14 protein-coding genes are annotated in these 13,117 nt (G+C 37.3%); 8 read left to right on the top strand and 6 right to left on the bottom strand.

All coding sequences use genetic code 11. The annotated features are described in order from the left end of the window. The first annotated feature begins 21 nt into the window (after positions 1–21). Positions 22–225, top strand: coding sequence for a hypothetical protein (locus DI076_RS08985; protein ID WP_108959603.1), 204 nt, complete (start codon positions 22–24; stop codon positions 223–225). A 3-nt stretch (positions 226–228) separates the two neighbouring features. Beyond that, on the top strand, positions 229–1,425 hold the full coding sequence (locus tag DI076_RS08990) for an LIC_12337 family protein (RefSeq protein WP_108959604.1): 1,197 nt from the start codon (positions 229–231) through the stop codon (positions 1,423–1,425). A gap of 133 nt (positions 1,426–1,558) precedes the next feature. Here DI076_RS08990 and DI076_RS08995 read toward each other — a convergent pair whose 3' ends face one another. Continuing rightward, positions 1,559–2,704: a phosphoesterase gene (locus DI076_RS08995; RefSeq protein ID WP_108959605.1), complete on the bottom strand. Its 1,146-nt coding sequence runs from the start codon at positions 2,702–2,704 to the stop codon at positions 1,559–1,561. Positions 2,705–2,822: 118 nt separating this feature from the next. Between DI076_RS08995 and DI076_RS09000 the strand changes: the two genes are divergently transcribed. Then, the gene (locus tag DI076_RS09000) at positions 2,823–4,286 is read left to right on the top strand and encodes an ArnT family glycosyltransferase (protein WP_108959606.1); all 1,464 of its coding nucleotides are present in this window, start codon (positions 2,823–2,825) and stop codon (positions 4,284–4,286) included. Here DI076_RS09000 and DI076_RS09005 read toward each other — a convergent pair. Beyond that, positions 4,283–4,681 (bottom strand): thiol-disulfide oxidoreductase DCC family protein, encoded by a 399-nt coding sequence (locus tag DI076_RS09005; protein WP_108959607.1) that lies wholly within the window; start codon positions 4,679–4,681, stop codon positions 4,283–4,285. The two genes, DI076_RS09000 and DI076_RS09005, sit on opposite strands and share 4 nt — an antisense overlap. Before the next feature lie 73 nt (positions 4,682–4,754). Between DI076_RS09005 and DI076_RS09010 the strand changes: the two genes are divergently transcribed. Next, positions 4,755–6,701, top strand: coding sequence for a M3 family metallopeptidase (locus DI076_RS09010; RefSeq protein WP_108959608.1), 1,947 nt, complete (start codon positions 4,755–4,757; stop codon positions 6,699–6,701). Here the strand turns inward: DI076_RS09010 and DI076_RS09015 are convergent. Both DI076_RS09015 and DI076_RS09020 read right to left on the bottom strand, forming a co-directional pair. Beyond that, a complete protein-coding gene (locus tag DI076_RS09015) occupies positions 6,672–7,247 on the bottom strand; it encodes an SCO family protein (protein ID WP_108959609.1) in 576 nt (191 codons plus the stop codon). The genes DI076_RS09010 and DI076_RS09015 overlap by 30 nt on opposite strands. Beyond that, positions 7,244–7,729, bottom strand: coding sequence for a copper chaperone PCu(A)C (locus tag DI076_RS09020; RefSeq protein ID WP_108959610.1), 486 nt, complete (start codon positions 7,727–7,729; stop codon positions 7,244–7,246). Before DI076_RS09020 ends, DI076_RS09015 begins: the two co-directional genes overlap by 4 nt. On the opposite strand from DI076_RS09020, the gene DI076_RS09025 reads away from it, so the two are divergent. After that, positions 7,689–8,708, top strand: coding sequence for an alpha/beta hydrolase (locus tag DI076_RS09025; RefSeq protein ID WP_108959611.1), 1,020 nt, complete (start codon positions 7,689–7,691; stop codon positions 8,706–8,708). The genes DI076_RS09020 and DI076_RS09025 overlap by 41 nt on opposite strands. Here DI076_RS09025 and DI076_RS09030 read toward each other — a convergent pair. Continuing rightward, positions 8,688–10,589 carry a hybrid sensor histidine kinase/response regulator gene (locus DI076_RS09030; protein WP_108959612.1) on the bottom strand — a complete coding sequence of 634 codons (1,902 nt, stop codon included), beginning with the start codon at positions 10,587–10,589 and terminating at the stop codon, positions 8,688–8,690. The genes DI076_RS09025 and DI076_RS09030 overlap by 21 nt on opposite strands. A 23-nt stretch (positions 10,590–10,612) precedes the next feature. Here DI076_RS09030 and DI076_RS09035 point away from each other — a divergent pair, with 23 nt between their 5' ends. The 3 genes from DI076_RS09035 to rktP all read left to right on the top strand — a co-directional run bounded on the left by DI076_RS09035 (position 10,613) and on the right by rktP (position 12,767). Beyond that, a complete protein-coding gene (locus tag DI076_RS09035) occupies positions 10,613–10,882 on the top strand; it encodes a Sec-independent protein translocase subunit TatA/TatB (protein ID WP_108959613.1) in 270 nt (89 codons plus the stop codon). Positions 10,883–10,953: 71 nt separating this feature from the next. Then, positions 10,954–11,670 (top strand): twin-arginine translocase subunit TatC, encoded by a 717-nt coding sequence (tatC, locus tag DI076_RS09040; RefSeq protein WP_108960880.1) that lies wholly within the window; start codon positions 10,954–10,956, stop codon positions 11,668–11,670. Beyond that, a complete protein-coding gene (gene rktP / locus DI076_RS09045; RefSeq protein WP_108959614.1) occupies positions 11,667–12,767 on the top strand; it encodes an Arg-Lys translocation region protein phosphatase RktP in 1,101 nt (366 codons plus the stop codon). The genes tatC and rktP overlap by 4 nt, the downstream gene beginning before the upstream one ends. On the opposite strand, the gene DI076_RS09050 is transcribed toward rktP, so the two are convergent. Continuing rightward, complete coding sequence (locus tag DI076_RS09050; RefSeq protein ID WP_245918355.1) at positions 12,744–13,025, bottom strand: MBL fold metallo-hydrolase; 282 nt, start codon at positions 13,023–13,025, stop codon at positions 12,744–12,746. The genes rktP and DI076_RS09050 overlap by 24 nt on opposite strands. Positions 13,026–13,117 lie beyond the last annotated feature (92 nt).

Consider the following 13,117-nt stretch of genomic DNA (forward strand, 5'->3'; position numbering starts at 1 on the left):
ATACCTTTTGTTATATAAGGTATGAGAAACTTTCGAAAACCACTCCTCACCATCTTACTCTTTAGTTCTCTCGTCTCTTGTTCACTCTTTCAAAAAGAGGACAATCAGGACAAAGATGCCATCAGTGCCCTCTTATTATCTCTTTGGGCTTATAACCAAGCGGCAGGTTGTTCCGGACCAAAGTCTGGATTCACTATTTGTATTCCTAAAGGCATTGCGGATTGAGTGATGAAACAGTTTATCTTCCTCCTACTCTTTTTGGGAATCAGTTTCCAGGTTACAGACTACCAGTACCAAACTCGCAAATCGGAAAAAACCCTCCTCTCTGAATTATTAGGGGATTCCATCCATTTTGGATTTGGTTCCGAAAGACTTTGGTCAGCGACCAGTGCTGACAACTGGGGGTTTGTGAGACAATCTGCCACCTGGGCAAGAGGGAATTCTGGAATCATTGATAACTTAATTTTAGCATTAAAGAATGCTGGTTATTTTAATAACCCAAGTGCCTCCCGTACGGATGTGCTCAGTAATGTCAATTTAAGTGGGTTTGGATCTGCCACTCTTACAATCAAAATCAACACTCCAACAGCAAATATTGCCTCCACTGCATATGCAGGGAATAAAACCTTTAACCATTTTCTAGAAATCAAAAAAACTGGAGCATCAACTCCTTCTTTACAACTATTTTTTGATGACCCAAACACTACTTTGGGCAATGATGGAGCTCTCGTTTATTACCGGTTAGTTGATTTTGGGAATCCTCAGTTTGCCAATGTAGGTGATGTGATCACCGAAAGTTATACGGGAAATGATTCTATTTATGGAACCAAATTCCAAACCTATACATGGCGGAATGGCCCAGAAAACTCCTCGTGGATTAGCAAACACGGTCGAGTGGTGTTAACAGAAGTAGATTCTGGAAGGCAACTTTGTTTTCGTTCTGTTGTGCGACTGAGTTTTACCAAATTAAAGGAAATCAATCCATCGAATACAACGGCACTCGACCAATTAAAATCGGCATGTGGTGGCAGTGATCAAATTTATTATGTTTTAGCATATATGCAAAAATTTGATTCACCTTTCCAAACAACTGCAAAAGCGAGTTTCACAACCAATGCGTCACGTTATGAAACAATTTGTAACCTATCTTTTCCAGGTGCGAAATTATCTTATGGTATCTTTAATATCAATGGGTATGTAACTGACCAATTGAATGCAGACCAAGTTCCTGCCGATTATCCAAGTCCAACTGTTGGTGGTTCCGATTTTATGTCTGTTGATGAAGCATTTAATCGAACGTATGTAGCAGCTGGAGCCAGTATTTCTGGCCAAGCAAGCTTGGGCGTTGTGAAACAATATGAAGAAACATCAAAAACATATCTAGATGCTTTTGATGGATCCGCTCAAAATCTAACTTTTAAATAAGGAAATAAAGAACACTAAAACCAAGGAACGGAATCTTTGATTTTGTAGATTCCAATCCTATGGTAGGATTCTTGAAACAATCAGTGGATTTTTACCAAGGGATAAAGTTCTTAAAACCTAAAATCAGTTTGTTTTAATTCGTTCTAAACATTGCATTCGAAAGGATCGAACCTGTGAGTGCAATGAGTTCCACACGGACATAAGGATCCGATTCCATCATTTGGTAGGTGGCAGAACTCGTATCAGGACTTACTTGTAAAATGTCTCCCTTTTGGCCAATGAAACGAATTTCCAAATACCGTTCCTTCGAAGTCACCTGGATTTGGTTTTTATCATTCACTTGGATTTGTGGGACCATTGGATCAAGTGCACCTTGGAAGAATTTTTTCACACAATAAAAAGATCCTGTTTGTAATGCTTGTATAACAGAGGTTTGGTCTTTAACACCGTCATTTGTGACAATGTAACGTAAAAAACTCTCCCCTTTTCTTCCTCGTTGTCCACCTAATGTTTGGATCCAGTTTTTCCAAAATGGTTGGTCAAATTTTTGTATAACTGATTCTGGAAAATAATGCAAATCGTCACTTGCCATACAATGAACATTTTTACCTGAACTGAGAAGAGTATCTAATATTTTTGCATCATCGCCAAACGGAGAGTATACTTCTACCGCTTGGAATCCATCTAAAGCAGACATCTCTTCCTTGGAATACGAATCAAATAGTTTGGGATGTGGTAAGATTACATACCCACCTAACTTTTTCATACGATCCATTACCCAATTTAAGTTCTCTCTAGATGCATAGATTGGGAAATAATCATAAAATGCTTTTTGAATCCCAATTGCCAAAATATGACGTTTTTTCACATTCTGACCCCATTCCATTCCTCGGATATAAGATGGATCTTCTGCATTCGAAACCTGTCCATAATCAGTGACTGCGATATTGGAAAAACCTTCCTTCGCATATTCAGTTTTGATTTCGTGAATCGTATGCCTTTCAGGAGTGAACCATACTTCATCTGAATGTGTGTGTAGGGAAATTTTTTCACCTTTATTTCCATTCCAATGGGAGTATGGGTTTATGATCTTAGATCCAGAAAATGGTGAATCGGAATGTTCGGAAGATTTTCGAAGGAGTAGTACCACTGCAAGTTGGTAGAATACGAGAATCCCTATCATTGCCATCGCAAATAATGTGTAACGGTACTTCCAAAGGGAAGGCCTTGTGACTTTCGCTTCTATGTCAAGGACAGGACCTGGGATGTGCAGTAACATAAAAAAAGTCTACAAAATCTATTTTCCAATTTGATTCCAGTTATGTTACAAAATGGATACAAAGACTGTATCTGAAATTTGGTTTTGACAAGGGTGAGAGGGTTTTCCTTCTGGGAATGTGCAATTTTTCACACCAAAACGAACATTTTTCCTCTTATTTTTAGCCCTCTCCGTGTATTTGTTCTGGGGGAATTGTTCCCCTCTGATTGACCAAGATGAAGCAGCCTATGCAGGTTTTGCGAGTACCATGGCGGAAACTGGAGATTATCTCAACATGGAGTTCCCCTATTCAGAACCTCACAGAAAACCACCTCTTCATTTTTGGATCACATCCTTTTTCTTCCAAACATTTGGGACGAGTGAGTTTGTTCTAAGGTTGTTTCCCACAATTTGTATTCTAGGAACCGCTGCTCTAACATACCATTTAGCATATGTTATGTTTAATAGTAGAACAGCTTTATATGCATTTAGTATTCTAAGTTTTTCGCTTTATTTTCCACTCAACGGAAAAATCGCACTTGTAGATTCCTTATTGGTTTTGTTTGGAATGTTGGGATTTGTAAACCTTCATCATTTTATTAGGACAACAAAATGGATCTACGCTTTCCTATTCTGGTGTTCTGTGAGTATCGGTGTTCTCATCAAAGGACCACCTATCCTAATCTTTTTAGGGGGGACTTGTTTTCTTTTACTCTTTTTTGCTAAAACAAGACCCATCATTTGGAAACTCCATCCCTGGTTCGGATTACCCATGGCCTTGGTTCCCATTTTACTTTGGGGGTATTTCTCATGGCAAAAAGATGGAGGGGTTCTCATACGATGGATGGTCGATTGGTACATCTTACGTAGGGTCACAAATCCAGTCTTTGGACAATCTGGACCACCTGGCACCTATTTGGTGTTATTTGTGATAACACTTTTCCCATGGACAAGGGTTTATCTTTCTTTTTTAAAAGAAATGTTTTGGCGATTTGTGTCTCATTTGAACGCAAAGGAAATCAAAGATTCTATTTTTTCTTCCTTTCGAAATGGGATCCTTTTACCACTCTCTCCTCGCTCTTTTTTAATGATTGGTCTAGTGTTCTCTTGGATCTTTTATGAGTTTCTATCGAGTAAACTCCCTTCCTATCCTCTGTCTGCTTATCCAATCCTTTCCATCTTACTTGCTGAACAATTATCAAAAAAACACAATCAGATTTATTTATACAGATTGTATTTAACAACTTCGATTCTGATGATCCTTTTTATTGGATTATTTGTGTTACCAAAATTCCATAATATGAGAACAGAAACAAAAGTATTAGCTGAAACAATCAAAAATCGAATCGAAACAAATGAAACCTTATATTCGTATGGTGGACTTGGAATCCCCAGTTTTGCCTTTTATTTTCATAGACCCATAAAGGAAATTGATTGGAATGAACTAACGAATGTAAGTGGAACCATCCTTATGACCGAATCAGATCGAATTCTTTTTGATTCCATGGGATTCAAAATGAAACAAGTGGGAGAACCCATCTCCATTTATGCGTATGATCGGAACAAAACCTTAAAACTAGTACTTGTGAAAAAAGAACCTTAGTCTAAAAACCTTTGTTTCAATTCTGGTTTTGGTACCATACATGTTTCTGCTTTGCCAAACCACTGGTACCGGTGTTTGGCGATCAAACGATACAACAAATTGCGGAGTGATCTTGGCACCATCCAAAAGAAAACTCCCAATCGCCATGGCAAAGTTAATTCTTTTGTGATACCAAGGATGGCATCTGATTCTTGGTACAATGTACCTTCTTTCCAATACAAAATGCTATCAGGGAGAGAATTTCTCACAGGTTCGGGAATGAGTTCTAGAAAAGTTTTGGACCCAATTGCAGAAAAGGAGAGAGATTCTGTTTTGTTGTGTTTTAATAAAAATTGAACCGAACCCATACAAAGATGGCACACTCCATCAAAGAAAACAATTTTCCTTTTTTCCACTAGCAGACTTTCCCCTTAACTCCAAATTGGTTGATAAGCATTCGAAATCGAGTCTAATTCCTAAGAGGTGCAGATGTTTCCAGAATTTCATTCCGACAATTTATTACAAAAAGAATCGACCATTTTAAAGAAAATGGAGTCGAACAAAGAATTCATCCAATCTCTTCTCAAAAAAAGTCCCATCTCGTTTCAAAATTTTTTGAAACCATACCAAAGGATACAAACAGAACTTGGAGATTTGGTTACAGAAGTATCTCACATCAACTCCGTAAAAAATAATGATGAAAGCCAAACAATCTACAGTCGATTGTTGCCTAAACTAAGTGAATATTTTACAGACTTAGGACAAAATGAAGAAATTTATGCGGCTCTACTCAATATCCAGAAGAATGATCAATCTCTCAACGAAGAACAATCAAAAGTTTTAGAAAATGAAATTCGAGATTTCCAATTGTCAGGAGTTGGACTCAATCCAAGTACAAAGGAAGAACTGAAAAATATCCGCATCCAATTATCAGACCTTACCAATCAATTTTCTCAAAATGTACTTAACGCAACGAATGCCTTTGCTCTTTTTTTGAATGAGGAAGATGTAAAAGGAATTCCGGAAAGTGACAAAGTTTCAGCCAAACAAGAAGACGGAACTTACAAATTCACACTTCATTTTCCATCTTACATTGCTTATATGACTTATGGCGAAAACAGAAAAATCAGAAAAGAACTTTATGACGCATATTGCACAAGGGCTCCGGAAAATGGTGCACTCATAGAAAAAATTTTAAACCTTAGAGACAAAGAAGCAAAACTTCTTGGTTTTGAAACCTATGCACATTTGAGTTTGGCAACAAAGGTTGCCAATACTCCAGAAGAAGTGATAACATTTCTCGACCACTTAGCGGAAAAAGCAAAACCCATTGCGGAAAAGGAATATGCCGAGATCAAAACTTTCGCAAAAAAAATGGGAGAAACTCAAATTGAACCTTGGGATCTCACATACTATGCTGAAAAATTGAAAAAAGAATCCTTTTCATACGACGAAGAAATTTATAGACCATTTTTGGAAAAAGAAACCGTCATCCAAGGTACCTTCCAATTTTTGGAACAACTACTTGGAGTTAGGTTCCAAGAAGTAAAAACGAATGTATGGGAACCATCTGTCCTTTGTTATGACTTAGTTGTGGAAGGGGAAACTCGTTCCAGGTTATATTTAGACTTGGAAGTGAGAAGTGAAAAAAAAGGTGGGGCATGGATGCACAACTGGAAACCACATTTCCAAGACGAATCTGGCAAAACAGAACTTCCCATTGCCTTTGTAGTTGCAAGTTTTCCAAAAGCCACAGCTACACAACCTAGTTTACTCAGACCGAGTGATGTTGTTACATTGTTTCATGAATTAGGCCATGCCCTGCATCATCTACTCTCAAAAGTGAATGAAGCATTTGTGAGCGGAGTGAATGGTGTGGAATGGGATGCGGTAGAGTTTCCATCTCAATTTCTTGAAAACTTTGTATATGAGCCAAAGGTTTTACAACTTTTTGCGAAACATTACCAAACAAAAGAACCGATTCCCAACTCTTATATAGAGACAATGGTAAAAGCAAAAAATTTTATGTCGGCTATGGGAGTTGTGAGACAAATCGAATTTGCAAAATTTGATATGTTGGTACATAAAGAAAAACCAACTGAGGCCAAAGTACAAGAAATTTTAAACCAAGTTAGAAAGGAAATTGCTGTTCTAGTTCCTCCTTCCTATAATAAATTCCAAAACTCGTTCACTCATATCTTTGCTGGTGGTTATGCTGCTGGTTATTATTCCTATAAATGGGCGGAACTTTTGTCAGCCAATGCATTTTATTCATTTGTAGATAAAGGTGTGTTTGATTTGGAACACGCTTCCCATTTCAGAAAAACTGTTTTGGAAAAAGGTGGTTCAGCAAATGCCATGAATCTTTTCCGTGATTTTTATGGAAAAGATCCAGACATCCAAGCATTACTTCGATTGAACGGAATTGCTGCTTAAAGCCAAAATAGTTTTGGATATTACCTCTTTCCCATCGGTTGACTTGATGAGTTTTCGAGTTTTCCTTTGGGAATCTAAAACATAAAGATACGTCGAATGATCAAAAGCCAATCCATCTTTTGTTTTTTCCACATAAGCCGCATATTGTTTTAACAATCGATTGGTTGTGCTCTGATCAAAACTATACCCAATTGAATTTGGAATATAAAACTGAACATACTTAGTGGCGGTTTCTGTAGAATCTCTTTCTGGATCAATTGAAACAAATACAACACGGAAATTTTTCTTTTCCAGTTCAGAAAAATGATCAGTCGCAGATTTGATTTTTGCCAGAGTATTCGGACAAAAATCAGGACAGTATGTATAACCAAAAAAAACTAATAAAACAGGTTCTTGGAAATTTTTAAAATTCACTTTTGTTCCCGTTTTGTCCATGGCCTCTATGTTTCCACCTATGGGAAGTTCTGTGAGCTCAATTGCCGACCCACAATAGAGAATATTAAAAAAAAGGAATATAGTAAAACTAAGAGTTAAAATATTTTTCATAACGATTTTTTCTCCACAATGTGTTTTTTAACCAAACCATTTGAAAAATGAATTTGAATCAAAAGCTCCCCACTTGAATTTTCTTTCTCATATAACATAAGATGTGTGCCATTTCGTGTAAGTTCAATTGATTCATTTGGTTTCATGAAGATCGGATAGTCTAGTTTTCTCATCCTCATGATCCCTTCATTCTCCATTGACATCGTATGGAATTCAACAGTTTTGTATTGGTTACTAGAAACAGAAAGGATTGAAATTTCAGAATCAGTTGGATTTTGGATGGTACCATAAACAGCCGTTGTTTTTGCTACATCAGGCACAATGGGAGTCCAGAAAGAATGTTCTCCATTCGTTTTGTGACAGAAAATGAACAAATTGACTTGAATTAGAAACAGAATTCCTAAATTTGTAGTATTTACCTTTCGTAACAAGAGAACCTCGATGAGATTAATAATCAAATGGGTGACCGCAATCACTCTCATTCTTTCTTCCTTTCTAGTATCCACTTACAATTGGTCTACTGGTGAATACAATTATGATTCCACTCGAAAATTCGAAAATTTCGAAAGCTTTTACCAAAACGAACTCGAGATCAGTAAAAAAGAAAATACAAAACCCAATAATGAAGAATATCTAATCCGAGTTTCAGAAGAACCTACACCCATAACAATTTTATACCTACATGGATTTGGTGCAAGCCGAGGTGAAGGGGAAGAAGTCACAAACAAACTCAGTGAATACTTTGGTGCCAATACTTATTACGTACGCCTGCCTGGTCATGGAACCAATATTGAAGACCACCTCCATACTCCATTCCAAAAATACTTACAAGACGCAGAAGATAGTTTGATTTATTCAAAAGAATTAGGTCACAAAACGGTCGTTATTGGAACAAGTATGGGTGGAAATATTGCAACTTACTTGGCTGCAAAACACCCAGACTTAGTAGATAGTTTGATCCTTGCGTCTCCTTTTTATGATTTTGATGATCCCACTGCTCACATCTTTCGATTTTATTGGGGAAAATCTTTCATCGATGCTATCAAAGGAGAAATTCGAATTTCAAAAACTGATCCAAAAGATGAATCCGCTAAGTATTGGTATTTGGACCAATATTATGGTGCCATCCAAAACATTCTGGATCTAAAACGATTTATGGATAAAGAAAATCCTTACCCGAAGGTTAGCACACCTACTCTTTTAATGTATTATTATAAATCCGAAAGGGAACATGATTTTGTTGCTTCCATAAAAGCAATGTTAGATGTATTCGACAAAATCCAAAAAGGACCTAATGCCAATCCTAAAAACCGATTATTAAAAATCGAGGATGGGGCTCATGTCTTACTTTCTAAATATGTAAAATCCGATAAAACACTGATTGAAAAGGAAATGATCCAATTCATCAAAGACACAACAGGAGCCGAAGAAGTTAAAAAATCAAAGAAATCCAAAAGATAACAAAATCGATTCGTATAATTCATCAACGGATATTGGTTTGGACCGAACCAATATCCCTTCTTTAGAAAGTTCCTCTGCATCCAATCCATCCATATTTCCTGTATATAAAACTGCAGAAACACCAGGTGATACTTGTTTGATTTTACGAATCATTACTAGGCCACTCATTTCTCGTAATCGGTAATCAGATAAAACAAAATCAGGAATTTCCTCATTCAAATATTGGATCGCTGAGGTAGAAGTGGAAAAAACTTTTGGATTGATTTGTTTTTGAGATAAAACAAAGGAAATGGTTTCACTGGCAGCTTCGTCATCTTCCACGATCCAAATTTTTTTCTTCGAGATTTCAGACCAAACATCTTTAGGTTTTGTTTCAGAATTCATCTTGTATGGATTGTGGAGTGGAATTGACTCTTCTAATGGTAAGTAAATAAATACTTTTAAAGTCATGGGATCCGGTTTGTCTAAATAAAACTCACCTCCCCAATTCTTCACATAACGATTGATTAAATGGATTCCCGTCCATTGGAAATCCTCATCACGAAAATTTACCAAATCCAAGGTGGTTAATTCCGATAAACTGGGTAAGGACAATCCTGTAAATTCCAAGGAGATCAGTAACCTTACTTCATCCATGGGTTGTGTTTGGATTTGGACGAGTCCACGTTTCCTGTCATCCCATACAAAAATACCACCAGAAGTTAATTCACATAGAATTTTAGAAAACTGAACAACATCGACTTTCGTAATCAATGGTGATTTGTAAAAATCGAACTGTGCCTCTACGTTTTTAGGTAATCCGGCAACAAGTAATGGAATGGTGGACTCTATAACTGATGATATATCAATTTTGGAAACAGAATGTTCGTTTTTTGTTTTAGAATAATGAATGATCCGATGGATCATTGAACGAGCATTATCCGCTCCCATTCGAATTTTTTCCAAATAATCTAAAATTTGGTTTTGGTCAAATTTTCCTAAAGTAATTTGTTCTTTTCCGAGTTGGGAAAAGACATGGATTGGTTGTAAGTAATTATTGAGGTCATGTGCTATATTGGTAGCAAGGCTTCCGATGGTTTCCATTTTTTGAGAGTGTAACTGATATGATTCTAATTGTTTTTTTTCTGTAACATCATCCAAAAATACATAATAAAAGTCTGGTTTTCCTTGTGAATTTCGGAAGGCACTAATTCGTCGGTAAACATTGATTCGTCGGCCATCCTTTCGTGTGAGCCGAGATTCTTCTACACCTTCCTTGAAAAAACTAAAGTATTCCATTTCTTCATCCGAAATGGGTTCCCCTTTGATCCTTCGAATATTAAGATCTGTTAGGTTTTGAAAACTATACCCTGTGATTTCTGTGAACCTTGGATTGATGCGGAAATAACCTCCTTCCCAGTCTTGTAAGGCCATACCCACGGATGCGTTTTCAAAAAGGCCTAGGAAAAATTGGATTTGTTCTACGATATTGATTTCATTTGTTTTTTCATTTGTGACATCTCTCACAAACACAAGATCTAGAACTGAATCCATTCCGGGAATGTTCACTTTTCTTTTTTCAAACTGGAACCAGCGAACAAGCGTTTCATTCGGCATCTGAAACCGGTAATCTCCTACAATTTGTTCGCGATCATTTCGTTTGTTTGGAGATAGGATCTGTTCTAAAAATGCTTCTTTGTCATCCTTAAATACCCAAGCAAGTAAATCAGATTCCAAACAATCTTTGCCGGGTTTTTTACATCCTAAATTGTCCTTAAAAAAATCATTGGAAAATAAAATTTGGCCCGATTTGGGATCAGTGAGATACACTCCCCCAGAAAATAGGTTTGGCAAGACCTTAAAGAATTCTATCATTCCGCTTGCTTCCAGATTCGTTTGCATAACTCTTGCCTTAAGAGGGAAATATGCCATCCAATCCGTTTTCTTTTCAAGCACCTATTGCTTTTTTTAATTTAGGACCATGGGAGATTGCACTCATCGTTTTTTTAGCCTTACTTTTTTTTGGTGGAAAACGATTGCCAAGCCTTGCCAAGGACTTGGGTTCTGGGATCAAGGAATTTAGAAAATCACTCACTGGCCAAGACGAGGAACCTACCCAAACGAGTTTTCCTGTGGAAGAACCAAAACAGACGTCACAGCCCAACACAAAAGCCACTAAAAAGAAAAAAGCTTAATCCCACCATTGGCTGACAAAAAAAGAACCGCACTGCCACTGCCGGAAGATTCGGAAACCAGGGAAAAATATATGTCCCTGGGTGACCACTTAGAAGAACTCCGGCAAAGACTCATTTATTCAATCTTAGTTGTTTCTGTTTTTATGATAGGAACTTTGTACTTTGGAAGTGAGATCCATAGTATTCTCATCCAACCTTACAAATCGGTGCTTGGGCCTGATGCCCATTTTTTCCAGATCCAACTCATGGCTCCGTTTCTTATTTATTTGAAAACGTCCTTTATTTTGTCGGTTCTAGTCTCCCTTCCTTTTTTACTCTACATCCTATGGGGGTTCATTGCTCCCGCGGTAAACCCCAAGACAGAAAAATGGGGAAAGTTCATCATCCTCTTTTCTACCTTACTCTTCTGGTCTGGTCTTGCTCTTTGTTGGTTTACTGTCTTCGAAAATTTTTTGCGAGTTTTCCTTGTGGTCTTAAGGCCAGATGGAGTGGATCCCTACCTTCCCATCGATGAGTATTATGATTTGTTTTTTAACTTACACCTAGTCTTTGGAGCATCATTCCAATTACCAATCGTTCTGATTTTACTCGGTCGTATCGGAATCCTATCTTCAAGGTTTCTGATTTCCCGATGGAGGGAAGCGGTGCTTATCATTGCAGTTGTTTCTGCGGTATTATCACCAGGTCCCGATGTTTTTTCGATGCTCATGTTACTCTTACCACTTAGTTTTTTATTCTTTTTATCTGCTATTTTAATGAGAGTATTGGAAGCCACTGATTCAAAATGAGTTACCGCGTTAAACTTCCCATTTTACTTGGCATCATAAGTTTTTTATTTTTTTTCATTCATTTTTTATTTGCTGAATTCACATTCACACATTGGCAAAATCCAAAAGGTGAAAATGCTCTTAACTTCAATTTAGTTGGGATTTATAGTTCTTTTCTTTTGGCGTTGTGCATTAGTTTTATCGTATATTATTTTCTTGGATTTTTATACCAATACATCCTCCATATCATTTTCCATATCCAAGATAGTGAAAACAAAATACCTAAAGACATACGTAACTTAAATCGAAACTCTGATGAGTATAAAATTTATAAATCGGTCATGTTCACCCTATTACAAGGAGAAGAAGGACTTGGAGAGGAACAATTTGAAAACAAATTTGATTGGAAGACAATCCAAGCAACTTCCTTAAACAAACAAATTCCTGATATCAAAATCCCAAATTCACCTGGTTTTGATGTAGCAGTATTCCCATCAGTGATGCGTTATGCGGGAGCTGATTACATTCGTATCGTACGCGCCAAAGATGGACTTTTTGGAATCATTGCGGGCCACATGGAACCTGGGATTTTAGAATCCTCTGAAAAAATATTCATCCATGGGATCGTATCCTCTTTTGGGGATGGGCTTTTCTCAACGGAAGAATTACTGGAAAAACTAAAATTTGCCCTCCACCAATTTGCTTTCCTAAAATTAAAACTCTCTGCCTTTGTGATCCAAAACAAAGATGATAAAATGTCTTTTTTACACTACATGGATATGCCGATCTTCCAATTTTCTGATCATGGCATCCAAGTGATTGAAGGAAGTGGAGATGACCATTGGTATCCCAATCATAAACATCCCGTCTCGATGGCAGATGGGATCGAAGTTGGAGATTATTTGGTTTGGGCCAGTGATAGAACTCTCACTCAGTTTGGTCTCACATCATTTGAAATCATGGAAGAATTTGTGGACTACTTACTAGACCTGAGGCCCAGTTCTTCGAGACAAATGTTACTCGCCATTGCGAAAAAAATGAGTGCCCTTGGACGGGAACGAAACCTCACAAACCCGATGGAAAAACTTTCGATTTTAGTGGTTCGGCGAAATAAGTAACCGGATTGTATGACGGAGTAAGTCTAGTTTCCCCCAATTCCCGTGTCCAGACACAACCACTTCTGTCGTGCTAAAGACAGGGATGTTTCGTTTTAAAAAATTGGGAACACCCGCCATACGGTCGTCATGTGCTTGGGTCACAATAAGGAATACAATTTGTTTTTGAAACTTTGTCTGGATACTTTGGATGAGTTCTTCTGTTTGTGGTTCGGTCCAAGGAGTGTCGATCACAACCACACCCTTGTTTGTTAATACCACAAGTCCATTGGATGGATAGAGTTTCCCTTGGAAACTGCCAAAACTTTTGTGGATCCAAACGACAAATATAGAACCAAAAGGGAAACTTTTGA

This window comes from Leptospira ellinghausenii, from assembly GCF_003114815.1.
Classification (GTDB): Bacteria; Spirochaetota; Leptospiria; order Leptospirales; family Leptospiraceae; genus Leptospira_A; species Leptospira_A ellinghausenii.